The sequence below is a fragment of the Chryseobacterium piperi genome (genome assembly GCF_002285635.2).
GTDB lineage: Bacteria > Bacteroidota > Bacteroidia > Flavobacteriales > Weeksellaceae > Chryseobacterium > Chryseobacterium piperi.
In genome coordinates, this window is the sequence record NZ_CP023049.2 from 4,347,323 (window position 1) to 4,372,355 (window position 25,033).

Genomic DNA, 25,033 nt, shown 5'->3' on the forward strand with positions numbered 1-25,033 from the left:
AATTAAGAATGATTACTTACGGCGTTAATAAACACTTCATTCATGCTGGGAATTCTCTCATCAAATGATCTTACTTTTCCTACATGCACCAGATCTACAAGAATATCATTTTGGTCACTTTCATTTTTTAAATCGAAAGAAACCAGGTCATTTTCATTAGAAAAATTAAAGATTGAATATTTGTTCTTGAACGTTTCAAAGTTGGGATCATTTACTTCTGAAAGGGTAATTCCAAAAATATTTTTTTTGAACTTCTCTCTCACATCGAATACCTTGCCATCAAGAATCTTTTTGGAGTTATTGATCAGGGCAACATAATCGCACATCTCTTCAACGCTCTCCATTCTATGAGTAGAGAGGATGATGGTAGTTCCATTATTTTTAAGATCAATAATCTGGTCTTTGATAAGATTAGCGTTTACCGGATCAAACCCGGAAAAAGGCTCGTCAAGGATAAGAAGATGAGGTCTGTGAAGAACAGTAACGACAAACTGGATTTTTTGTGCCATTCCTTTTGACAGTTCAGAAAGCTTTTTCTTCCACCATTGATCAATATGAAGCTTTTCAAACCATTTTTTGGCTTCGTTCAAGGCATCATTCTTACTCATTCCTTTCAGCTCTCCAAAATATAGAATTTGATCCCCCACACTCATATTTTTATATAAGCCCCTTTCTTCAGGCATATAACCAATATTTTTAATGTGGTTTGGGTTGAGCTTTTCTCCGTTGATGTAAATATCTCCGGAATCGGCCTGCGTAATTTGATTGATGATACGGATAAATGAAGTTTTACCCGCTCCATTGGGTCCTAGAAGACCATAAATACTTCCCTTTGGGACATGTATGCTAAAATCATCCAATGCTGTCTTTTTCCCCGCATTGTAGGTTTTAGTAATATGTTCAGCTTTTAGCATTAAATTGTTTTTTACAATTAGTATGAAAATATCCCGAAAGTTACGGAATAATTAAAAGACAATTAATCTAAAAGAAAAAATCCTGATGATTATCAGGATTTAATTTTATTGTTTTACTATTTGAGTAACCTTTTGTGTGTTATCACTCAGTATATAACGAATCAGATATTTACCGGGTTTTAATTTCTCAATATTGATTTCTCCCGAATTCATATTAACAGTATAATTCGCAACCTGTGTACCCAAAATAGAATAAAAAGTTACATTTTTAACTTTTAAAGAAGGATCTTTTGCCCTTACAATAAGAAAATCCTTAGCAGGATTAGGGTAGGCTATGAAGACTCCATCATCAGATTTCTGTGAGATGGAACCAGGCTCTCTAAGCTGAGCTTTGATATTGCTGGAGAATCCAACAAAAGTGCCTACGAAAAGAATTAAAAGTAAAAGTTTTTTCATCAAATTAAATTTCTCAAGTATTTAAAAACAAAAATATAAAAAATCTACCATTCTTTGACATAATTTTTTATCGAAGTTGTAGTAAATTTGCAGAAACTTATTCAAAAAGTATTCCAAAAATGATACACTCAAGAAATAGAAGGCTAAGAGCTAATGAATCGATGAGAAGTTTAGTAAGAGAAAATATTCTTACCACTAATGATTTTGTAATGCCGATCTTCGTAATGGAGGGAGAAAACAAACAGGAGCCTATTCCGTCAATGCCTGGTATTTTCAGGCGTAGTATAGATTTGACGGTGAAAGAATGTAAAGAATTGTTTTCCCTTGGAGTGAAATCTGTCAATTTGTACATGAAAGTTTCTGATCATTTGAAAGATAATACGGGAAAAGAAGCATGGAATAAAGATGGATTAATGCAGAGTACCATCAGGGCAATCAAGGATACTATTCCTGAAATGATTGTAATGCCGGATGTAGCCCTAGATCCTTATTCAATTTACGGGCATGACGGGATTATTGAAAACGGTAAAATTGTAAATGATGCTACGGTAGATGCACTTGCAAGAATGTCTGTTTCCCATGCTGAAGCAGGAGCTGACATTGTGGCTCCAAGTGATATGATGGACGGACGTGTGTTAGGTATTCGTGAGGCATTAGAGCAAAGCGGCTTTACCGATGTTGGAATTTTAAGTTATTCCGCTAAGTATGCAAGTTCTTTTTACGGGCCTTTCAGAAGTGCTTTAGACAGTGCTCCGAAAGATAATGTTGAAATCCCAAAAGATAAAAAGACCTATCAAATGGATTTTCATAATTCGCGTGAAGCATTAAATGAAGTATTCAAAGATATTGATGAAGGAGCGGATATTATTATGATTAAACCGGGGCTTCCTTATCTGGATATTGTTTCTAAAGTCCGTGAAGCCATTGATCTTCCGATTGCAGTATATAATGTAAGTGGAGAATATGCGATGGTAAAGGCAGCTGCACAAAACGGATGGCTGGACAATGACAAAACGATTATTGAAAGTTTAACCTGCTTTAAAAGAGCCGGAGCTGATATGATCTTTACTTATTTTGCAAAAGAAGCTGCAATGCTTTTAAATAAATAATAGAATCACATAAAAATACTTAGAATGCCTCTACAAAATGTCTAACATTGTAGAGGCATTTTTATTTATTGGAAATTCAAATAGAATTTAGAATTGAAGTATGTAGGTATAAGGAAATGGGGCATATTGATATTTTTTTTGAGGTTTTTGCAATAAATTCATTATAAAAACTCATCATAAACTTTTTATATTTCTAACCTAAATCTAAAAATATAAATTGAGATGAAATTTACAAGCTTTTCTTTTGCGTTATGCCTTTTTATAATGGCAACGCTATGTGTCAGATGTTCAACAGAAAATGACCGGAGTTTAGCAGAGGATAAAGGGACTCCCTCTGCACAAAAATTAAGTGTGAATGCGCGTACTAATCTGAATGACCTAATCGCTTATAAAAATACCGATCATCAGATATCTGCGGGTTACTATCGTACATGGCGGGATAGTGCTACAGCAAGTGGTAATACTCCGAGTATGAGATGGCTCCCCGATAGCCTGGATGTAGTAATGGTATTTCCTGATTATACACCGGATACTAATCCCTATTGGAATACTTTAAAAACGAATTATGTACCTTATCTTCATAAAAGGGGAACTAAAGTTATTATAACCTTAGGGGATTTAAGCTCCGCCACTACTACCGGAGGACAAGATGCTGCCGGGTATGCAGCATGGGCGCAAGGTATTTATAATAAGTGGGTTGGAGAATATAACCTGGACGGTATTGATATCGATATTGAAAGCAATCCTACAGGCGCGACTCTTACAAAATTTGTTGCAGCAGCACAGGCTTTATCCAAGCATTTTGGTCCGAAGTCAGGAACAGGGAAAACATTTGTTTATGACACCAATCAGAATCCGACAACATTTTTTACACTGACGGCTTCTTATTATAATTTTGTATTTCTTCAGGCCTATGGAAGAAGTACATCTAATCTTACAAGTGTTTCCGCATTGTATGCTCCTTATATCAGCATGAAGCAGTTTCTGCCCGGTTTCTCTTTCTATGAGGAAAATGGCTATCCTGGAAATTACTGGAATGATGTGAAATATCCTCAGGATGGTACTGGCAGAGCCTATGATTATGCCCGATGGCAGCCTGCAACAGGTAAGAAAGGAGGAGTCTTTTCTTATGCTATAGAAAGGGATGCTCCATTAAGTTCCTTTAAGGATAACAGGCTTTTGGCTCCAAATTTCAGGGTAACTAAAGATCTGATCAAGATTATGAATCCTTAAAATAAACTAGGATATATAAATTTCAAAAACAGACTGGAATTATGAAAGAAAATGAAAGAGGCTGTCTCAAAAGAGATAGCCTTTTTTATGCAAAAAGGAAAGCTTTCGCTTTCCTAATAGTTGCAAATTGATTAATTTGCATTGTGTTAAGTACGTCAAAAGTAGTCTTTAAAGATTACACCCCCAAAGAAAATCTGCTTTTTCCTCCCAATTTATCGGAGTTGATTGATGAGCGACATCCTGTGAAAATTGTTTCAAACATTATTGATGGCTTGGATATCAAAAGCTTAATTAAAACCTACAAACCTGGCGGAACATCTTGCTACCACCCGAAAATGCTTTTGAAAGTTTTGATTTATGGCTATTTAAGCAATATCTATTCAAGCCGCAAAATGGAGCAGGCCTTGAAAGAAAACATCCATTTTATGTGGCTCTCTGCAATGAGCCGTCCCGATCATAACACCTTAAACAGGTTCCGTAGTGAACGATTGAAAGGTGAGATTAAAGCTATTTTCACACAAATTGTTCTTCTTTTGGAAAAGGAAGGTTTGGTAAGTCTGAAAACCACTTTTGTAGATGGCACCAAGATAGAAGCCAATGCCAATCGCTATACTTTTGTTTGGGGAAGAGCTGTCAAAAAACACAAAGAAAGGATTGCAGAGCAATTAGAAGAGCTTTGGAACTATGCAGAAACAGTTGCCAAAGACGAGCTTGAAAATACAGAAAGTATTGATTTTAAAGAAGTAGATTCTGAAAAAGTAACTCAAACCATCGAAAAGATCAATGAAGTTTTGAAAGATAAAAAAGTAGCTTCAAAAGTTCGTCAGAAACTGAATTATGCTAAGAAAAACTGGGCAGATAATTTAGAGAAATATAAAAAACAGCAAGAATTATTAGAAGATAGAAATTCCTATTCCAAAACCGATACAGACGCTACTTTTATGCGAATGAAGGAGGATCATATGCGAAACGGACAACTAAAACCCGCTTACAATCTACAAATTTCTACCCATAGACAATTCATTTTACATTATTCAATTCATCCCAACCCAACAGACACCAAAACATTAGCGACTCATTTACTGGGTTTTGAAGAAAGCTATCATAAAGCTCCCAAAGAGCTTGTTGCTGATGCTGGTTATGGCTCAGAAGAAAATTACAACTTGTTAAAATCTAAGAAAATAAAAGCTTATGTTAAATATAATTACTTCAGAAAAGATCAGAAATCGGGACAAATAACCACTTCACAAAACAATCCTAAATTGGCAAAAATCAGAGAAAAGGTTTTCAAACTTCTTAATACCAGCAAGGGCATCAAACTCAGAAAACAAAGATGCCATGATGTTGAACCTGTTTTTGCAGAGCTCAAACACAACAAAAATTTTAAACGATTCATGCTTCGGGGAAAAAATAAAGTCGAGGTAGAAATCGGCATACTCGCAATTGCCCACAATCTAAAGAAAATGTCAAAAGCAGCCTAAAACAGACTGCTTTTTTGACTTATATCTTCTTTTTTCCAAGATATTTTTTTTATTCAAAATATCGAAATCTTTTTTCAATGAAATACTAAAAAGAGACTGTCCTTTTGAGACAGCCTCTTTTTTGTGAAATGATGAGGTTTAGTTGAGTTATAGAAATACAATAAATACTTTTTATTGAACTTTACAACCAGCCTTTTTTTCCATAAACATACGTATCATCAAACTGTTTGTCACTCATGAATAAATATAAAATTCCTTCAATAAAAGGGATGATGGAGGCAGCTCCCAATGTTACAATATTCAATATAATTTGTATAATCCCTTCTTTTGTATATCCTAGATAAAATTTATTTAACGCAAGCCATCCTACAAGTATTCCTAGCAGTGCGGCCGGAATTTTCTTTTCCGAACGATAGGGGATGTTGGATTGCTGATTTTGATTATTTTCTGTTTTTGTATAGCCGTAATTTTCCATGATAACATATTTTATAATAGGTGAGTTGTTTTTAACATAAGTCGAACAAAAATAAGAGTAGTTACAAAATCATAACTTAAAACAAATTTATATCTTTGCCACTATGATTTTACGAGGAGAAAACTTAATCAAAGAATACGGTCCTAAAAAAGTTGTAAAAGGCGTTTCTGTACAGGTTCAACAGGGAGAAATTGTTGGTTTACTTGGTCCTAACGGAGCAGGGAAGACTACATCGTTTTATATGATCGTAGGGTTGGTTAAGCCGACCTCCGGAAAAATCTTCCTGGATAAACAGGAGATTACAACTGATGCGATGTACCGTAGAGCCCAAAAGGGAATTGGTTACCTCGCTCAGGAGGCATCGGTTTTCAGAAAGCTTTCTGTTGAAGAAAATATTATGGGAGTTTTGCAGTTGACAAAGCTTTCAAAAAAAGAACAGCAAATCAAATGTGATGAGCTGGTTGAGGAGTTTTCATTGCAGCACGTTCGTAAGAATAGAGGAGACCTTCTGTCAGGAGGGGAAAGACGTAGAACAGAGATTGCACGCTGTCTGGCAACCAATCCTAATTTTATTCTTCTTGATGAGCCCTTTGCAGGAGTTGACCCGATTGCAGTAGAAGATATTCAAAAAATTGTACGAAGTCTGGTTGATAAAAATATTGGAATTCTGATTACGGATCACAACGTTCAGCAGACATTGGCAATTACTAATAAAACCTATATTATGTTTGAAGGGAAAATCTTAAAAGAAGGTTTTCCTGAAGACCTGGCTAATGATCCGCAGGTAAGAGAAGCCTATCTTGGGGAAAACTTTGTGTATCAGAGTATTTTAGATAAGCCTAAAAAGAAAAAGTATGTCTATAATATTTGGGCTGGAAACTTTGATTCCAAATCACAACTGCAAAGTTTTGTAGATGATCAGTTTTCACAATTTGACGACCTGAGACTGATGTACGGCTTTGAAGATATAAGTTTTGCCTCTCTGGCTAATTCTGAAATCGAACATATCTTTAATGATATTGTTGATAAGAATGCCAATAATTCATTTGTATTCCAAAGAAAAGAAATTACTTCACAATATTCTCTTGAGCAAGCTGAAGCAGAATCTAAAGAAGCAAGCAAAGCGGAGCTTCATTATCTTACGTCCTATATTTATGAAGGATAGTCAGGCACTTTCTAAGATTGCTTAATGTTTTCCTTCATGTTGTTTCCGTCTGATTAATTTGCAACGAGGGAATAAAAAAATATTAAACACTAAACTTATGGTGTATGCAATGCACCAGGATTTTAGCCATTTATAAAGGAAATATTCGTCATAAATGTTTTCATTATTGTGTATGACGCTTAGTGTAAAAGTGATGATGGCAGTAATTAATAGACTTTTAAGTAGTGTTTCTTGCATTGTGTTGACTGGCAAAAATAATTTCCCAATTGTTAAAAATGAGATCAGATAGATAATGCTGGTTCATGCTACTGATGAAAGCCTGATAAGCAGTGTCTAAAAATGATTTCAGCTTACAATTGTATGACATAAATACACATGGTTTCGAATGGCAGTTGATGATTGGGCTATCATCTTGCTCTAAAAGATGAATAAGGTCTCCTAACCCTGTTTTATTTGCTTTTTCAGAAATAACAATTCCTCCATTCTTCCCCCTTTTGGTGATGACCAATTCTTTTTGAGATAAAAACTGAACCACTTTAATAAGATGATTACGTAATATATTTAGTTTTTCGGATAATTCATCCAAAGAACAGGAATTTGCCTTATTATTTTGATTCAAATAGATAAGGACGCGTAAACTATAGTCGGTAAAGTGGTTCAGTTTCATTGATGGTTAATTTAGATGAAGCAATTGTGGGCCAAATTCTTCATACAGGATGTCTTCTTTAGAAACACCAAGCTGTATTAAAGAATTATATTGCGCTTTTATAAAAGCCTCGGGACCACAAATATAATACTTTGCCTTATCAATGAGAATGTCATCTTTCATTTCATGCAGATCTATTCTTCCTTTTTTAGCAATGTCAGTATCAGTAGTAAGGTTTTCGTAGAAGATATGGGTGGTAAGCCAATAATTATTTTCATTTAATTGGTTAACATGATTTTTGAAAGCATGCACTTTCTCATCTCTGCAGCTATGCAACCATACTACTGTATTTTTCTGAAGATTGTTTTTATTAGTTTCCAGCATACTCAGTAGAGGAGTTATTCCTACACCCCCGCTAATCAATACCAGTGGATTTTCTGAACTTGGATTAGCGTGAAAAACTCCGGCCGGGGCACTTACCCATATTTCATCCCCAATTGCCTTTTGATGCAGTACATTAGAAACAACTCCATCTGGAAAGCTTTGAGTGTTTTTTTCCTTTTTTACAGATATTCTGTAATAATCGGGCATGAAAGCTGAGGATAAACTGTATTGTCTGGGCTGCTCATAACCCAATGAAGGAATAAATGTTTTTATAGAAATATATTGCCCCGGGAGATAGTCTGCAATAGTTTTTCCATCTTTGGGTTGTAAGTAAAAAGATTTGATTTCACTGCTTTCTTCTATAATATCAGAAATGATGAAAGCTCTCCAGCCTTTCCATCCTCCGTTTTTTTCCAGGGTAGATTTATAAATTCCGTCTTCAATAGAAATCATGATTTGGGCCAGTTCATTATATGCCTGGGTCCATGCTTCTATCAGTTCAGTATTCGCTGCTTCGCCAAGAACTTCCTGTATAGAAGATATCAGATGTAAACCAACGATATCATATTGTTCAGGAGTAATGTTTAAGCTGACATGCTTATTGCCTATAGATTTTAAAACGTCGATCAGAACTCCTGGATTTTCAATATGCTCGGCATAGGCTAATACGGCTCCTGCCAATGCATGTTGTTGCTTTCCACTAGCCTGGTTACTCATATTGAAAATATTTTTTAACTCAGGGTTGTGTTTAAACATTCGTGTGTAAAAATGTTTCGTAAGATCTGTACCATTGGTTTTTAAAACCGGAACTGTCGCTTTTACAAGCTTTTTTTGATTGTCATTCATCTTGTCTTTTTTTATGATGAAGCAAATGTACAAAAAATAATTAATTGTTGTATTTTAAATGCAACAATTAAAAAAAAGATTGTTGAAAAAGATTTCAATCATAAGATTATACCTTATTATCTGCTGCTGACAAGCGATTTTTATATTTTTTTTTCGATGGAATTTCTTATCTGGGTGAAACTAATACCAATATTTTTTAAAGGTAATTTTTGCTTTTTGAAAATATTTTTTACTTTTTCAAAATATATGATCTTTATGTAGTTTAAAGGTCTGGTTTTTGTATTGATTGTTATTAAAGTGATAAAATAAATCGTTAAATTTCACTATTAATAATAAAATACAAATATGTCATTACAAGAAAAATTACAAAAACTAGCCAATGAGAAAAGTGAACCATGTGTAAGTATTTCACTGAATACCCACAGAACTTTTCCTGAAAACCAACAAGATGAGATTATCCTAAAAAATCTTGTAAAAGAAGCTGAAAATCGTGTTATTGATGAGTATGGAAAAAGACCTGCAGCAGAAGTTCTGGAAAAATTAGAGAATATTGCGGGTAAGATTGATCATCAATATAATTTAGACAGCTTACATATATTTATATCCAAAGATACAGAGGAGATTATTAAATCAACCTGGGAATCAAGAGGAAACGTTGTTGAGATTGATGAAAAGTTTGCAGTAAGACCTCTTATCAAAGCTACAGTAAGAGCTCAGGAATATCTTATCTTACTTTTAACACAAAGTGGAACAAAATTATATGAAGCGTTAAACGATTCTATTATTAGAGAAGTTAAAGAAGAAGGGTTTCCGTTTCCTCAAAATCCGTTTTATATCACTCATTCAGATGTGAGAAGTGATTCAAAGCAAGTGGATAACCAAATCAAAGAGTACTTCAACAGAGTTGATAAGTCTGTAGTTGAAATTCACCGAAGCTCAGGGTTGAATGTGGTGGTTATCAGTACAACGGATAATTTTAGTAAACTTCTGGAAGTTGCTGATCTACCGAAGATTTATATAGGTCATGATAACAAGAATTATGTTTCTGCAGAGGAGCATCATATTGTAGAGCAGGCGTACGAGATCATTAAAGAAAAACAAAAAGAAAACCGTGCTTTAGCGATTGAAGAAATCAAAGAAGCTGTTCCACAGGGAACTGTTCTTACGGATTTGCAGGAAATTTATCAGGCATCTCTGGATGGAAGAGGAGATTTGTTAATAGTGCATCAGGATTATGAACAGCCTGTTAAAATGATTGATGAGCGTAATTTTGAATATGTAGAAGATTCTAAAGAACCAGGAGTGGTAGATGATATTGTATCTGTCATTGCATGGGAAGTATTCTCTAAAAAAGGAAGAGTTCATTTTACCAATCAGGATGAACTTTTAGACCTAGGAAAAATCGTTTTGAAAACGAGATACTAGAAATATATTTTATTTATAAAAGAGTAAGCTGGCTTCAAGTCAGCTTACTTTTTTTATAGACTATTTTAAAAAAGGCTTAAATTTACTAAAGATCTTTTGTAACAATGGCGAAACCTTTCAACAGAACAATTACTTTATTCGGAATATATAAGCAGCTTATCCCATTTATCAGACCTTACCGCTTAATGATCTATGGTACTTTGTTTCTTACTTTCCTGGGAGCTCTCGCTGCACAGGTCAACCCACTTGTATTAAAATATACGGTTGATGAGGTAACCCAGCTTACAACACTACCTCATCCTATGTCTGAAGGAATTCATGTGCTGGTTATTATTTCTATTATTTTACTGGGAAAAGAGCTGTTGAATATTTTTATCAACTTCGGACAGAAGTTTTATGGTGAAAAAATCAGAATTAATGTAAGTTCTGTACTGGCACAATCTGCTATTGATAAAATATTGAGCTACAGGGTAGCCTATTTTAATGATGAGAATCATGAATCCGGTAAGCTTCAGATCAGAATAGACCGGGGTATTGAAAGTTTAACAAAACTTGTTCAGAACTTTTTTATTGATATTTTGCCTCTATTTTCCAATGCAATAATCGCTTTGATTATTATGTATATGCAGAATGTATATGTGGGAATGGTTTCTACCATTATAGTTCCGATCTACTTTTATATAAGTTCTTTGCAGGCAAAAAAATTAGGCGGAGTTCGCCGTCAGCTGAGAAATCAACGGGAGCAAAAAACCTCCGGGCTTTTGAATCTGATTAACTCCATTATGGTTATTAAAAGCTTTGTCCGGGAAAAATTTGAAGGTAAAAAACAATACGACCTTCAGATGCAATTGATGGAAAGCCAGATGTTCACCAGGAAAACCAACTTTATTTATGACGGATTGAAAACTTTTATAGAACAATTTGGAGTTGTTCTTATTATTCTATTGACTGTTTATCTTGTTTTGGATCAACAAATGACTATTGGAGCGATTATGCTTCATATCATGCTTTTTAATAACGTTTCTTCGCCGATCCGTCAGCTTCACCGTATCTATGATGATATGAATGATGCGATGATTTATGCTGAAGGATATTTTGACATTCTGAATGCAGATGATGAAAAAGAGCAAAGCGGAACATTTATAGAAAAAGAAATTAAAGGGACATTTGAATTAATAGATATCAACTTTACGTATCCTAATGGAACAAAAGCTTTACACGATGTATCCATGACCATCGAAAATGGTAAAACTACTGCTTTGGTAGGATTGAGTGGGGCTGGAAAATCTACTATTATTAACCTTTTATGTAAATTTTATCTTCCGGATTCAGGGAAAATCTTACTGGATGGGGTTAATCTTAATAATTTTGACAACACCTTTTTACGAGATGATATTGGCCTGGTTCTTCAAAAGAACCATATTTTTCAGGGAAGTATTGAAGATAATATCAGGTATGGAAATATGAATGCGACGTTTGACCAGATTCAGGAAGCAGCAAAGAAAGCATACCTACATGACCAGATTTTAGATTTACGTGATCAATACAGACATGATGCAACGCAGCTTTCCGGAGGACAGCAACAAAGAATAGCTATTGCCAGATTGTTCTTGAAAAATCCCCCAATTATTTTCCTTGATGAGCCTACAGCAAGTTTAGACGCTATTGCAACCGAACAAATTAAAAACTCATTAGATGCTATTAAAGAAGGGAGAACTGTTATTATCATTTCTCACTCGTTGTCTCAAATTCTGGATTCAGACAAAATTTATGTAATGAAAAAGGGAAGAGTTGTTGAAAGTGGCACCCATAACGAGCTTGTACAGCAAAACGGCACATACAGAGAAATCTTTGATGCTTCAGCAAGAAGCCTTAATTTAGATAAACTGGTCAGCTCTTTTAAAGATAATTGATTATTAATGTAGCAATGTTGTCAACTATCTACTTTCATTAACTACCAGCCATTAAATAAAATGAACGATCATTATCTTAAAAAACTTGATAGAGTAACGGCAATTCTTACGCAGTTGCAGTCCAAACCGTTGGTAAGGGCACAAGATCTTGCCGAAAAATTTGAAGTAAGCATCAGAACAATTTACAGAGATATTAAGACACTCGAAAATGCAGGAATTCCCATTATTGGAGAGGCGGGGAGTGGTTACTCTTTAATGGATGGTTATAAGCTGCCACCTGTCATGTTTACTAAAGAAGAAGTATTAAGCTTTATTACTGCAGAAAAACTGATGCAGAAATTTTCCCACCAAAGCTTGGGATCTCATTACCAGACGGCAATGGAAAAAGTACGCTCAGTTTTGAAATATTCAGATAAGGATTTAATTCAGAATATTGAGAAGCAGATTGATGTATTTTATTACCATGCTCAATCCACCGATTCTATTAAAAATGTCATTCCAACCATTCTGGAGAGTATTGCCGAAAAAACTCAATTATCTATCGAATACAAAAGTGTTGACTCCAAAATTTCCAATAGAATTATTGAAGCTGTTGGGGTGTTTTTCGAATTTAATTATTGGTATATCATGGCTTTCTGTACCCTACGAAAAGATTTTAGGCAATTTCGTGTAGACAGAATTCTAGAGATTACGAAAACACCTAACCCTTTTTCTCAGGAGTATGGGCAAATCAAAGATTATAGAGTAAGCTCCAAGGAGAAATTGACGATAGTAAAACTGTTGGTAGATAAAAAAGTAATAGGCCACCTGGCAAATTCCAAAAAATATTACGGGCTTGTAGAAGAAATCGAAACAGATGAAGGTGTTTTACTCACTTTTGAAACAGAATGGATTACTGAAGGATTTCCACGATGGTTAATTACTTTTGCAGATTATGCTACTATTTTAGAACCTGAAATTCTGAGAATAAAGCTCAAAGAATTGATTACAGATATTTCTAAAAGAATATAAACTAAAATTACAGGAGTGTTTATCAAAAGCAAATGATTCATTAGATTTGCAATTATATTAAAAATAAAAAACACATTTATGAAAAGATTACTATCAGCTTTAGGTTTAATGATCTTTGGATCATTGTTCTCACAAAATATTGCTTTCGATAAACTTTACTGGAATTCAGATGCTAACAATTACTTTATAGGCCGCTACCCGGTATCTGGGTCAAACGGATTAGCTATTAATTGGTATGGAGGAGTAAGACTTCAAACAGCTGCAGGAGTAGGGGTTCAAGTATTAAATAACGGAAATGTAGGAATAGGAACAACAACTCCTAATTATAAATTGGATGTTGCGGGTAATGCTCAATTTCAAGATATTATTAGTGGGGGTACGAATTCTTGGATTTTTCATACGCCTGATGGTGGTGGTAAAAATTTACATATTGCTCCTAGAAGTTTAGATAATACGGAATGGGATTGGAGTAAGCAACTTACTATTAATGGAGAAAATGGTAATGTTCAATTATTAGGAAAGCTCGAAGCGAAAGAAATAAAAGTAACACTTACGCCAACAGCAGATTTTGTATTTGAAGAAAATTATCATCTTCCAAAATTAGAAGAAGTTGAAAAACATATTAAAGAGAAGAAGCATTTACCGGAAATTGCTGATGCAAAAGTAATGGAAAAAGACGGTGTAAATATCGGAGAGTTTCAGATTAAGCTTTTACAAAAGGTTGAAGAATTAACCCTTTACTCGATAGAGCAAAACAAACAAATTAAAGAACTTCAGAAAGAAAACGCGACTTTGAAAAGTCAATCTGAAGAGATTAAAGAATTGAGAAAACAAGTTCAAGAGCTTCTTCAGATGAAGACTAAGAATCAGTAATTTTTGATAGCTCAAAGGAAGTTTCTTTATTTTTTCTTGTTTTTCCCAAGCTAGAAATTAGGTTTTATTAAACTTTTTATCAGATTAAAATATAAAACATGCTCAGAACTTTCTGAGCATGTTTTTTTAGCTAAATCTAATGATTGATGTAAAGTTTTAGATGTATAATTGATCTTTCCCAGAAGAAAGGAGGTTCAATTCCTAGGGCTCTTAAATAAACATAACCCTGACCACGGTGGTGAATCTCATTATCTACGAAGTAAAGAATGTTTTGATACACCGGAAATTCATATTGCCCGAATAAATTGAAAGTTTCCTGAAAACGTTCTTCGGAGATCTGTTTGAAATAATGATTGATTACCTCTGTCTCTTCATCCCATTTTTTAAGAATTTCTTCTTTGGTTTTAGGATTAAAGCCTTCCTCATTATAAGCTTCCATATTTTTTTCGGTAATTCCTTTTAAGGCTGGTCCGCCAATGCTGATTAGTTCTACGGCTAATTTTGCAAAAGGTCTCATTCCTGCAACAGAAAATTCAAATAAATCTTTTTCAGGGAAAGCTTCAATGACTCTTCTTGTCAGGTTTCTGTGCCCTTGCCAGTGTTCCAATAATTGCTCAGAGGTCATAAACTGTTTTGTAGCTGTGGCAGTTGCTGTAGTTGTCATAATATTTTTGTTTTATTTGTTATTGTTGATACAAAGATAATAGGCGATGATGACAACAGTTTGTCAGTAGTATTTTCGAAATAAAAAATATTTATTTTCTTGTGTTCCAAAATATCATTGAAATTTTTCCGTTTAGAAAAAAGATGGATTGACCCAAGCGGGTAATTATTATAATTTTCAGAGAAATGAAGAAGTTTATCTTAGCTGTTACCATTGTTCCCCTGGTAATCTCATGTAATAAAATTGGTGAAAAAATAGATCAAACGGTTCAGAAAACAACTGAAACGGTACAGCAGAAAGCTCAGGCAGCTGTAGAAGAAAGGGTGAAAAATACGGTTAATGAATCCATAAAATCTCTTACAAATTCTCAGGACATCCAGTTTAATGATGTTTTCCCTAACTCCGGGAAAGACTTGATTTCTGCGGAAAGTGGAAAAAAATTCGTATTTCCTAATGGTACTGAAGGGTATATTTTTAAATATAAGGCCGATAAAGAAACTTTAATTCCTTTTCTGGAAGGCCAGGCTACTACTAATGAAAGTAAGTCTGACCAGAAAGCACGAAAAATAAATGGGCAGAGTATCATCGATAAAATAAGTTTTATTGAAAAATTTCTGCCCGAAAATACGATTGATAAAAATATTTTAGAAGATATAAAGAACGATGATGGTATCGAATATTACAAACTGAAAAGATTTCCGAATAGCAGTACCATTATTTATAACTCTAAAAACAAGACAGTGTTGCAATATGTAGAGGTAAATAAATAATTTGAAGATGGTCGTTTTTTATCGGCCATTTTTTATGAAGTATAGAGGGCTAGAAATGATTTTCAGAAACAGAACATTAAGGTATTGTAGAGATAATTTTAAAAAAGTAATTTAGTAGTATGAAAATTTATACTAAAACAGGAGATAAAGGACAAACTGCTTTGTATGGTGGAACAAGAGTTTCTAAAGCGAGTGCCAGGGTAGATAGCTATGGCAATATAGATGAGTTGAATTCATTCATAGGTATTGCAAAAAGTCATATTGAAGATGCGGAGGTGCTAAAGCAACTAAAGAAAATTCAATTTGATTTATTTACAGTAGGATCTGAGGCGGCAACGCCGGTTGATAAGCTGATGCTTGCTAATGGAAAGTCACGTCTTCCACTAATTATTTCAGAAACAGAAATTGAAGAGTTAGAACAATGGATGGATGCTTTTGAAACTAAACTGGAACCTCTTCAATATTTTATTCTTCCGGGTGGTGGTAAGCCTGCTACGTTTTTACATGCTGCAAGAACAATATGCCGTAGAGCTGAACGTTCTCTGGTTTTCTTAAATGAATCAGAAGAGGTACGTCCCGAACTGATCAAATATCTTAACAGGCTTTCAGATTATCTTTTTGTTTTGGCCAGATACGTTTCAAAACTAAATAACGAACAGGAAGAATATTGGAATCCGAATGAAAGATAAAGCATTACTTTTCATCAACGGAGACGTTCCAAAATCATTTCCCAATCCTGATCATTATGGTTTAATTGCCTGTACAGATGGAGCTTTTCATTACTTGAAAAGGCAAGGTTTTCCTTTGGAAAGGTTAGACTTTATTTCCGGTGATTTTGATTCTCATTCAGGATCGGATGAAGACGTATATGAGGATAAATTCATCCTTACACTAGATCAGGATAAAACAGATTTTCATAAAGCTTTAGAAATTATTTTAGAAAAAGGGTTTTCTGAGATCGATGTTTTAGGAGGAAGTGGTGGAGAACAGGATCACTTTTTAGGTAACCTTACGGTTGCCTATGCATTTAAAGATCGGTTAAACATTAAATTTTATGACGAGTTTTCTGAATATTATTTTATTCCTCAAAATTTCAGTTTGAAGGGTGTGAAAAATAGAATGATTTCTCTTTATCCTTTTCCTTCAGTGGAAAATATAACGACCAAAGGGTTGAACTGGTCATTGACTGATGGAAATTTAAGTATTACCTCAAGAATAGGAACCCGGAATTTTGCTGTTGAAGATGAAGTCTCTATCGAATACAGTGCAGGGGACCTATTGTTTTTTGTAGGGATCAATGAAATAGAATATCCTACAATATATTGAAAAAACTACTCAACATATCAATTTTATTTATTACGATACTCTGTGTTTTTTCTTGCAAAACACAACGTTTTACTTCTCCAGAATATGGTAAAAATGGTATTGAAAGCCACATTGCCATTAAAAAAATATATAATTTCAGGACAGTAGGCCATATAAAAAATAGAAATGGAAAAATACTTAGGGAAGGAATGCTGTATAGAAGTGGACATCTTCATAATTTACGGGCATCCTCTTTTGATAACCTTCAGAAAAGAGGAATCAAAGAAATTATTGATCTGAGAAACGAAAAGGAGATTACTTCAAAGCCCGACCATCTTCCTGATAACATCATTTATAAAAAATACTCTGCTTTTGAAGATCAGGGAGATCAGCTTTCACAGGCTAAAAAATTGGTTTTAAAAGGAAAAGTAAATGCAGCTGATGCAGATCAAAGAATGATTCGGTTTTATCGTGAGTATGTCACAGAAAATCCTGAAACAATCAGAAAGATTATTACAGAAATTCTCGAATCTGAACAGCCTGTTCTTTATCACTGTACTGCCGGAAAAGACAGGACAGGAATTATTACGGCATTAATTCTGACTATTTTAAAGTTTGATAGAACAACAATTGATAATGAATATCTTTTGTCCAATAATTTTAGAAAAGATTTAGTTATGAAAAGGCTTAAGCTTGCTAATACCCTTCATTTTGTATATCCTAAAATGGATTTGCAGGTATTGGAAAAGCTAAGTTGGGTCGAAAAACGATACCTTGATGCTTCATTTAATGAAATTGATAATAAATATGGTTCAATGAATATTTATATTCAACAGGTTTTGGGAATTGATGAGGATAAAAGACAATCTTATATTCGTAAGTTTACTTATTGATAATCAATAAATGTCTACTTGTATTTCAGCTTGATACCTTTCTACAACAAGTTGTAAATTTATGATAATTTTAATAGTAAAAAATCAAACTTTTTTAGCAATTTTGCATTCTTAATTCACTTGTTAAAAAATGAAAATAAAATACTCGGAACTTATTGATCAGACATTATATTTTCCAACGGAAGAATTTAATGTTTCTGAGAACAATTTGTTGTTTCATGATATTCCTTTAATGGAAGTCGTTGAAAAGTTTGGAACTCCTTTAAAGGTAAGTTACCTCCCGAAGATTTCTCAAAATATTCAAAAAGCAAAAAGCTGGTTCAAAGAGGCTTTTGAGAAAACCGAATATAAGAAAAATTACAGATACTGCTACTGTACAAAATCCAGTCATTTTAATTTTGTTATTGAAGAAGCGCTGAGGAATGATATTTCGATTGAAACTTCTTCTGCGTACGATATGGATATTGTCAAATCTCTTTATGAAAAAGGAAAGGTAGATAAAGATATTGAGGTGATCTGTAACGGATTCAAAACAGATGATTATCTGGCAAAGATTTCAGATATGATCAATAAAGGTTTTGAAAACATTACACCTATTCTTGATAATTACCGGGAACTGGATAAGTTGACGGAGAGTATTGATTCTACTTTTGATATTGGAATCAGAATAGCCTCTGAGGAAGAACCTAAATTCGAATTTTATACTTCGAGATTAGGAATCGGATATAAAGATATCATCCCTTATTACAGTCAGAAGATTGCTGAGCACCCGAATGCAAGATTGAAGATGCTTCACTTTTTCATTAATACAGGTATCAAAGATACAGCATACTACTGGAATGAATTGTATAAATGTCTTCGTGTATATGCACGTTTGAAGAAAATCGCTCCTGAAGTTGATTCATTGAATATTGGTGGAGGTTTCCCGATCAAAACTTCTTTGAATTTTGATTATGACTACCAGTATATGGTGGAGGAAATTGTTTCACAAATTAAAAAATTCTGTGAAGAAGAAGGAGTAGAAGAGCCTAATATTTATACCGAATTTGGAAGCTTTACTGTTGGGGAAAGTGGTGCGAATCTTTATAAAATTATTTCTCAGAAACGTCAGAACGACAGAGAAAAATGGAATATGATAGATTCTTCATTCATGACAACGCTTCCGGATACCTGGGCGATTTCCAGACACTTTATTATGCTTCCTTTGAATCGTTGGGAAGATACTTATGAAAGAGTTTTTCTGGGTGGTCTAACATGTGATTCAGACGATTATTATAATTCAGAGCAGCATACCAATGCTATTTACCTGCCTGTTTTCAGTGATACGAAGCCATTGTATATCGGTTTTTTCCATACAGGAGCTTATCAGGAAACTATTGGAGGGTATGGGGGTGTGCATCACTGTCTGATGCCTCAGCCAAGACATATTCTGATTCAAAAAGATGAAAATGGAGAGTTTCAGTATGAAATTTTCCGTGAAAGACAAGAGCCGGAAGATGTATTGAAACTTCTGGGATATTAAATAAATTGATCTGTCATTTGTAACTGACAGGTCAGTATAAAAAATAGGCTGTTTTACTTTTAAAACAGCCTATTTTCTTTATATATCAAACCTGAAATTAATAGATGTCAGTCAGAGCAAAATCGTTGAATCGCTGAATCGTAAAATAGCTTATAAATATTGCGTAAACTTTGTTACTACTTCTTTGCATTCTTATAATAAACCGGTATAATAGTAAAAACTTTGCGTTTAGAAATAATCAATAAAAGACACTAAATTTTTTTTAACATTTTAGCGACTACAGTTCAATGCATGCTGTATATGAAGTACACATAAATTCTATAAGAATCAAAGATTTTTATGATCTGCGCAATCTGCAAAATCAGCGAGAAAAAAAAAGGTAATAGTCTTCGATAGTAAAATAGAGTAGTTCAGTCTAGATCTCTTATAATGATCAGCTCCGATTCTTTCAACCTGTTTTATACAAAATGCTTTGAAATTCTATCCAATTCAAGCTCACTATAATCTGAAATAGTAATATTGGCCAGACTGTAATCCTGATTGATGGAATGCTCACTTCTATAAGCTGCACAAAAAATATGAGCCCTGTATGCTGCCAAAATTCCATTGGTGGAATCTTCTATAACCATACAGTTTTCAAGAGGTTCATTAGCTACTTGTGCTGCTAAGAGAAAAACTTCAGGATGAGGTTTTGATTCTTTTAGTTCCGCGCCGCTGATTTTTCCGTTAAAATATTTTTCCAATCCGAATTTTTCAAAAACCATATTGATGGTTACCATGCTGGCAGAAGAAGCAATAACTAATTGTACTTTATTTTCATAATAATGTTCAATTAATTTTCTGACTCCGGGAATGAGATCAAAGTCAGCATCATTATAAAAATAATCCTTAAAATAAGCTCGTTTAATATCCGCCAATTGTTCGTGAGTATGGGGGAGGTTATACTTCTGAATTAATGTTTCACAAACTTTTTTGGTTGAATTTCCTGTAAAGGAAGTATACAAATCTTCCGAAACTTCAATCTTCAGATCATCAAACATTTTGAAATACGCTTTTCTATGTAACGGCTCCGTGTCTACGATTACCCCATCCATATCAAAAAGCACAGCTTTTAAGGACATAAATTAAATTTTAGATGCAAAAATAGGTATTAAAGATTAAATGACACTAGCCCTTTAATTATGGACGTAATTTGAAATTTCAATAACCCAAACTCTTAACTTATAACTTTCCTTCATCTTCCAACTTCTTTGTATCTTTGCCAGAAATAAGTCAATTTTTAAATCATTTAATTTTTAAATAAAAACATGAAAACATACGCTGGAATTCCTGAAGAAAATGCGTCATTGGAAAATTCAAAAGTAATTTTGGTGACTGTTCCTTATGATGGGACTTCAACATGGGGGAAAGGAGCTGATAAAGGTCCTGAATTATTTTTAGATGCTTCGGAAAATATGGAGCTTTATGACATCGAAACAAATACTGAACCTTATTTGGATGGAGTTTACCTGGCAGGTGAAGTTTCTGAAAACTCTTCGCCTGAAGCGATGACAGAAGCTGTTTATCAAAAGACAAAAGAACTTTTGAAAAATGAAGGTAAATTATTTACCCTTTTTGGAGGAGAACATTCGGTATCTATTGGTTCGATCCGTGCAGTAGGAGAGAAGTATGATAATTTAACAATTCTTCAACTGGATGCTCATACAGATTTACGTCCTGAGTTCCATGGCTCTACTTCTAATCATGCTTGTGCTGTTTTTGAAGCAAATCAAAAACATAATCTGGTACAGGTGGGAATCCGTTCCATGGATGTTGAAGAGTATCAGTATTTACCGGAAGGGAGAGTATTTTTTGCACATGAAATTGCCGTAAATGATAACTGGATCAATGATGTATTGGAACAAGTATCAGGAAACGTATATATTACAATTGACCTGGATGCCTTTGATCCTTCAATCTGCCCTTCAACGGGAACTCCTGAACCAGGAGGCTTACAATGGTACCCAACACTGGAATTACTGATGAAAGTATTTCAAAAGTGTAATGTAGTTGCTTTTGATATTGTAGAATTAATGGATTCTCCGATGGCTAAACCAAGTGCATTCCTGGCAGCAAAATTATACTACAAAATGTTAGCTTATTATCACATCAGCCAAGATTAATATTCCGCAAGAATCGGATTTTTTTTGAGGAATTTTCTTTGGAAATTTGTGAGGTAAAATACAATGATATGTCCACACAAAGTCAAATAGATTATAATCGAATTGCTAAAGCGATAGAATATATCCAGAGCAATTTTAAACTTCAGCCAAGTTTGGAGGAAGTTGCTGAGAAAATTCACCTTAGTCCGGCCCATTTTCAGAAAATATTTACAGATTGGGCAGGAACAAGTCCGAAAAAGTTTTTGCAGTTCATTAGTCTTGAACATGCTAAAAATTTATTAAAAGAAGAAAAATTAAGCTTATTTGATGCGGCTTACGAAACAGGGCTTTCCAGCACAAGCAGGCTTCATGATCTGTTTGTAAAAATAGAAGGAATGTCACCGGCCGAATACAAAAATGGCGGGAAAAGTCTTGTTATCAATTATAGCTTTTCCGAAAGTCCTTTTGGAGGTGTTATCGTCGCTTCTACAGAAAAAGGAATCTGCCACATGGCTTTCGAAAATGATCAGAAAACAGCATTAGGAAATTTAAAAGCACAATTTCCTAATGCTTCTTTTTTTGAAAGACAAGATGATCTTCAAAGAAATGCCCTGTCTATCTTTGACAAAGACTGGAACCGTTTGAATACCATAAAACTTCATTTAAAAGGAACTGACTTTCAACTTAAGGTTTGGGAAAGCCTGCTTACTATTCCAATGGGTAAATTATCTACTTACGGTAATCTAGCTGAGAAAATTGGAAACTCAAAAGCATCCAGGGCTGTAGGAACGGCAATTGGGAGCAATCCGGTAGCTTTTCTGATTCCATGCCACCGTGTGATTCAGTCTTCCGGAAATATGGGAGGATACCGATGGGGAAGTGAGCGGAAACAATTGATGGTTGGTTGGGAAGGAGCCCAGGTGTATTCTTAAAATTAACTATTCATGTAATTTGTTTTAAAAAAGCTAATTAAAAATGATGAACTTATTTGAAGAAATATCAGATTATCCAATCAACATACTTCCTGATGACGGAATTGTAAATTATTATGGAAAGATTTTTTCAAAAGAAAAATCTGATTTCTATTATGATTATTTATTCAATCAGATTCCCTGGGAAAATGACGAGGCAGTAATTTTTGGAAAGCTGATATTGACGAAAAGAAAAGTTGCGTGGTTTGGGGAAAGAGCATTTGAATATACATATTCCAACAGAACGAAATATGCAAAGTTTTGGACTCCTGAATTATTGGCACTTAAAAGAAAATGTGAAGAAGTTTCCGGAGATACTTATAACTCATGTCTATTGAATTTATATCATGATGGAAGCGAAGGAATGGCGTATCATAGCGATGGAGAAAAAGACTTGAAAAAACATGGTGCTATTGCTTCTCTAACCCTTGGAGCAGAAAGAAAGTTTTTATTTAAACATAAAAGGACTAAAGAAAAAGTAGAGATTTTTCTGGAAAACGGAAGCCTGCTTGTAATGAAAGGAGAAACACAGGATAATTGGCTGCACAGGCTACCACCTACAACAAAAGTAAAAACTCCCAGAGTTAATCTTACATTCAGAACTATTGAAGAATAAAAAATGGTGGCTTGAGAATCTCAGCCACCATTTTTATGCTTTATTTGATCACTTCAGCTTCTATTGCACTGTCGTTGTATATTTTTATAAAGGCTTTTGTATAGTCTTCTTTTGATGCCATATTAGGGTTATCCATAAACTTTTGTGGATTTACAGAAAATAGAGGGAACCAGGTACTGCTGATCTGAATCTGGATTTTATGTCCTTTTTTAAAAGTATGGACTACATCCTGTAATCTGAAGTTGATTGCTGTTTTTTGATTAGGGATCAATGCTTCTGCTTTTTCTCTTGAATTTCTGAACCTTGCAGGCATAATTTCACTTCTTACCATTTGATGGTAATTGGCGTAGATCACTCCATCTTTCTTTTCTGCCGGTTTAAAATCCTCAGGATATACATCGATTAATTTTACTGCAAAGTCTGCATCGGTAGAAGTAGAAGAAATGTTAAGCTTTGCCAATATTTCACCTGCAAATGTTATGTCTTCTGTTAGAACATCCGTAGTAAAAGTAAGTACATCCGGTCTTCCTTCTGAAAACCTCTGGTCTTCGGACATATAATTTCTTGGAGTGAATCCATTAAAATCTTTAAGATTTGTGGAGCTGAGAACAGGATTATTAGGATCGCTGTAATATTCTGAAGTACCTTGCCCTGCACTCTTTTTTAAAGTTCCGTTTACCAAATAAAAATTAACTTTTTGAGCTTCTTTTGGAGGGTAATTGGTAAACTCTCTCCATTCTTTAGCACCTGTATCATACATTACAGCTTCCGGAATACCTGCATCTTGCTTAGTATTTCCTTTCAGGTAATGATTAAAGAATTTGGTTTCAAGGTTTTTTTGGTAATAAGTGGCCAGGCTATCACCAAAGTAAATTTCGTTATGAAAATGCTTACCCATTTCCTGAGACCATCCACCATGAGAGAAAGGACCCATGACGATCGTGTTTTTTGCTTTTGGGCTTGTTTTTTCAATGGTTTTATAGATATTGAGAGGTCCCGACAAATCTTCTGCATCAAACCATCCGCCTACAGTCATCACGGCATGATTAACATTTTTCAGATGGGGTAAAAGACTTCTTTTTTGCCAGTATTCGTCATAGTTGGGATGGTTCATAATTTCGGTCATAAAGAAGTTATTTTTGTAATACTTCTCATACCCATCTTTTAAAGTTCCCATTTCTCTGTAGAATTTTAATCCGTCTTCTGAAACAGGTTTTATAAAAGAGTCCATATACCAGCCTTGCTTTTCAGCTTTAGTTTTCTGAACACCAAAAACCGGAAATGTTCTGAAATATCCTAACATGAATTTCCCATTATGCAGAAAGTCATCATTCCAGAAGTCAGAAATAGGAGCCTGTGGAGACGAGGCTACTAAAGCAGGATGATCAGCAAGAATTCCCACAGCCGTATAAAAACCTGGATAAGAAGTCCCGAACTGCCCCACTTTACCATTATTGTCTTTTACATTCTTCAATAACCAGTCAATAGTGTCATAAGTATCGGTACTTTCATCTACGTCTTTTTTAGTTTTACGTTCCACCTGAGGAGTCATATTGGTAAACGTTCCTTCACTCATATATCTTCCGCGTACGTCCTGATACACAAAAATATATTTGTCTTTCATTAAATACTGGTTTGGGCCAACTTTCGTTTTGTACTCATTTTCACCGTACGGAGCAATACTGTAGCAGGTTCTCTGCATTAAGAAAGGATACTTGTTTTTGTTTGATATATCTTTTGGAATGTATACTGCTGTAAAAAGCTTAACACCATCACGCATGGGAATATAGAATTCCTGTTTTGTAAAATTTTCTTTCACAAAATCATCTTTTTGGGGAGCATTTTGGGCATTTCCAATAATAAAAAAGAAAATAAATAAAATGGATATATGGATTTTCATAAATAAAATTTGTAGCTAATTTAAAAATAAAAACGGTTCTGCCTGAGAGAATTTTACAGTAGCTACAAAAAGCGAGTTGTTTCCATATCAGCCTCAAAGATTTTTAAAAGCATAATGTTTAATCGAAAAGGCGCGAAGATCCTTAAAATAATGCATTTTAAGGTGCAAAGGAGGCACTTAGAAAAGAAAAAGGAGAAGAGAAATAGATCTATTAATCACGAGATATGCTAAAATCTTCGATTTCAGAAACGGAACATAGGTCGAGTGGAGGAATCTCAACAAAGTAAATCACATAATTAAAGTCAGGTGCTTAAAATTAT

Annotated in this window: 24 protein-coding genes and 1 pseudogene; 16 read left to right on the forward strand and 9 right to left on the reverse strand. The window is 34.2% G+C overall.

What is annotated here, in order from left to right:
• Positions 1-2: 2 nt before the first annotated feature.
• Positions 3-914, reverse strand: coding sequence for an ABC transporter ATP-binding protein (locus CJF12_RS19060; protein ID WP_034682644.1), 912 nt, complete (start codon positions 912-914; stop codon positions 3-5).
• Positions 915-1,019: 105 nt separating this feature from the next.
• Positions 1,020-1,370, reverse strand: a complete 351-nt coding sequence (locus CJF12_RS19065; protein ID WP_034682646.1) for a T9SS type A sorting domain-containing protein — start codon at positions 1,368-1,370, stop codon at positions 1,020-1,022.
• Positions 1,371-1,489: 119 nt separating this feature from the next.
• Here CJF12_RS19065 and hemB point away from each other — a divergent pair, with 119 nt between their 5' ends.
• The 3 genes from hemB to CJF12_RS19080 all read left to right on the forward strand — a co-directional run bounded on the left by hemB (position 1,490) and on the right by CJF12_RS19080 (position 5,193).
• The gene (gene hemB / locus CJF12_RS19070; RefSeq protein ID WP_034682647.1) at positions 1,490-2,479 is read left to right on the forward strand and encodes a porphobilinogen synthase; all 990 of its coding nucleotides are present in this window, start codon (positions 1,490-1,492) and stop codon (positions 2,477-2,479) included.
• Positions 2,480-2,701: 222 nt separating this feature from the next.
• Positions 2,702-3,712, forward strand: coding sequence for an endo-beta-N-acetylglucosaminidase family protein (locus tag CJF12_RS19075; RefSeq protein ID WP_034682649.1), 1,011 nt, complete (start codon positions 2,702-2,704; stop codon positions 3,710-3,712).
• A gap of 143 nt (positions 3,713-3,855) precedes the next feature.
• Complete coding sequence (locus tag CJF12_RS19080) at positions 3,856-5,193, forward strand: IS1182 family transposase (RefSeq protein ID WP_095591034.1); 1,338 nt, start codon at positions 3,856-3,858, stop codon at positions 5,191-5,193.
• Between the two features lie 181 nt (positions 5,194-5,374).
• Here the strand turns inward: CJF12_RS19080 and CJF12_RS19085 are convergent, their stop codons facing one another.
• On the reverse strand, positions 5,375-5,668 hold the full coding sequence (locus tag CJF12_RS19085; protein ID WP_034685785.1) for a TM2 domain-containing protein: 294 nt from the start codon (positions 5,666-5,668) through the stop codon (positions 5,375-5,377).
• Positions 5,669-5,771: 103 nt separating this feature from the next.
• Between CJF12_RS19085 and lptB the strand changes: the two are divergent.
• Positions 5,772-6,497, forward strand: a pseudogene (gene lptB / locus CJF12_RS19090) (LPS export ABC transporter ATP-binding protein); the annotation flags it as partial.
• 357 nt (positions 6,498-6,854) lie between these two features.
• Here lptB and CJF12_RS20525 read toward each other — a convergent pair.
• From CJF12_RS20525 to hmpA, 3 genes are read right to left on the reverse strand one after another with little or no spacing between them, the layout of a single operon-like run.
• Entirely contained in the window at positions 6,855-7,070 is a 216-nt protein-coding gene (locus CJF12_RS20525; RefSeq protein ID WP_084675663.1) for a DUF2798 domain-containing protein, read from the reverse strand.
• Entirely contained in the window at positions 7,051-7,500 is a 450-nt protein-coding gene (locus CJF12_RS19100) for an RrF2 family transcriptional regulator (RefSeq protein WP_034685784.1), read from the reverse strand. Before CJF12_RS19100 ends, CJF12_RS20525 begins: the two co-directional genes overlap by 20 nt.
• 6 nt (positions 7,501-7,506) lie before the next feature.
• Positions 7,507-8,709: an NO-inducible flavohemoprotein gene (gene hmpA, locus CJF12_RS19105; RefSeq protein ID WP_034685783.1), complete on the reverse strand. Its 1,203-nt coding sequence runs from the start codon at positions 8,707-8,709 to the stop codon at positions 7,507-7,509.
• A gap of 345 nt (positions 8,710-9,054) precedes the next feature.
• Here hmpA and CJF12_RS19115 point away from each other — a divergent pair, with 345 nt between their 5' ends.
• The 4 genes from CJF12_RS19115 (at position 9,055) to CJF12_RS20300 (ending at position 13,931) form a co-directional block, all read left to right on the forward strand.
• Positions 9,055-10,134, forward strand: coding sequence for a baeRF3 domain-containing protein (locus CJF12_RS19115; protein WP_034685781.1), 1,080 nt, complete (start codon positions 9,055-9,057; stop codon positions 10,132-10,134).
• A gap of 185 nt (positions 10,135-10,319) precedes the next feature.
• Positions 10,320-12,047: an ABC transporter ATP-binding protein gene (locus CJF12_RS19120; protein WP_084675665.1), complete on the forward strand. Its 1,728-nt coding sequence runs from the start codon at positions 10,320-10,322 to the stop codon at positions 12,045-12,047.
• A gap of 60 nt (positions 12,048-12,107) precedes the next feature.
• Positions 12,108-13,058, forward strand: coding sequence for a helix-turn-helix transcriptional regulator (locus CJF12_RS19125; RefSeq protein ID WP_034685780.1), 951 nt, complete (start codon positions 12,108-12,110; stop codon positions 13,056-13,058).
• 78 nt (positions 13,059-13,136) lie between these two features.
• Positions 13,137-13,931, forward strand: a complete 795-nt coding sequence (locus CJF12_RS20300; RefSeq protein WP_051887329.1) for a hypothetical protein — start codon at positions 13,137-13,139, stop codon at positions 13,929-13,931.
• A 136-nt stretch (positions 13,932-14,067) separates the two neighbouring features.
• On the opposite strand, the gene CJF12_RS19135 is transcribed toward CJF12_RS20300, so the two are convergent.
• Positions 14,068-14,595 (reverse strand): DinB family protein, encoded by a 528-nt coding sequence (locus CJF12_RS19135; RefSeq protein ID WP_034685778.1) that lies wholly within the window; start codon positions 14,593-14,595, stop codon positions 14,068-14,070.
• Positions 14,596-14,780: 185 nt separating this feature from the next.
• Between CJF12_RS19135 and CJF12_RS19140 the strand changes: the two genes are divergently transcribed.
• The 5 genes from CJF12_RS19140 (at position 14,781) to CJF12_RS19160 (ending at position 19,085) form a co-directional block, all read left to right on the forward strand.
• The gene (locus CJF12_RS19140) at positions 14,781-15,365 is read left to right on the forward strand and encodes a hypothetical protein (protein ID WP_034685776.1); all 585 of its coding nucleotides are present in this window, start codon (positions 14,781-14,783) and stop codon (positions 15,363-15,365) included.
• 119 nt (positions 15,366-15,484) lie between these two features.
• Positions 15,485-16,054, forward strand: a complete 570-nt coding sequence (locus CJF12_RS19145; RefSeq protein WP_034685773.1) for a cob(I)yrinic acid a,c-diamide adenosyltransferase — start codon at positions 15,485-15,487, stop codon at positions 16,052-16,054.
• Entirely contained in the window at positions 16,044-16,691 is a 648-nt protein-coding gene (locus CJF12_RS19150) for a thiamine diphosphokinase (protein WP_034685771.1), read from the forward strand. Before CJF12_RS19145 ends, CJF12_RS19150 begins: the two co-directional genes overlap by 11 nt.
• Positions 16,688-17,563 (forward strand): tyrosine-protein phosphatase, encoded by an 876-nt coding sequence (locus CJF12_RS19155; RefSeq protein ID WP_034685769.1) that lies wholly within the window; start codon positions 16,688-16,690, stop codon positions 17,561-17,563. Before CJF12_RS19150 ends, CJF12_RS19155 begins: the two co-directional genes overlap by 4 nt.
• 130 nt (positions 17,564-17,693) lie before the next feature.
• Complete coding sequence (locus CJF12_RS19160; protein ID WP_034685767.1) at positions 17,694-19,085, forward strand: type III PLP-dependent enzyme domain-containing protein; 1,392 nt, start codon at positions 17,694-17,696, stop codon at positions 19,083-19,085.
• A 458-nt stretch (positions 19,086-19,543) separates the two neighbouring features.
• On the opposite strand, the gene CJF12_RS19165 is transcribed toward CJF12_RS19160, so the two are convergent.
• Positions 19,544-20,206 (reverse strand): HAD family hydrolase, encoded by a 663-nt coding sequence (locus CJF12_RS19165; protein ID WP_034685765.1) that lies wholly within the window; start codon positions 20,204-20,206, stop codon positions 19,544-19,546.
• Between the two features lie 186 nt (positions 20,207-20,392).
• Here CJF12_RS19165 and speB point away from each other — a divergent pair, with 186 nt between their 5' ends.
• From speB to CJF12_RS19180, 3 genes are all read left to right on the forward strand, one after another.
• Positions 20,393-21,247, forward strand: coding sequence for an agmatinase (speB, locus tag CJF12_RS19170; RefSeq protein ID WP_034685764.1), 855 nt, complete (start codon positions 20,393-20,395; stop codon positions 21,245-21,247).
• 68 nt (positions 21,248-21,315) lie between these two features.
• Entirely contained in the window at positions 21,316-22,158 is an 843-nt protein-coding gene (locus tag CJF12_RS19175) for a bifunctional helix-turn-helix domain-containing protein/methylated-DNA--[protein]-cysteine S-methyltransferase (protein WP_034685762.1), read from the forward strand.
• Positions 22,159-22,204: 46 nt separating this feature from the next.
• The gene (locus CJF12_RS19180) at positions 22,205-22,813 is read left to right on the forward strand and encodes an alpha-ketoglutarate-dependent dioxygenase AlkB family protein (protein WP_034685792.1); all 609 of its coding nucleotides are present in this window, start codon (positions 22,205-22,207) and stop codon (positions 22,811-22,813) included.
• Between the two features lie 40 nt (positions 22,814-22,853).
• Here the strand turns inward: CJF12_RS19180 and CJF12_RS19185 are convergent, their stop codons facing one another.
• A complete protein-coding gene (locus CJF12_RS19185) occupies positions 22,854-24,713 on the reverse strand; it encodes a CocE/NonD family hydrolase (protein ID WP_034685760.1) in 1,860 nt (619 codons plus the stop codon).
• Positions 24,714-25,033: the final 320 nt, after the last annotated feature.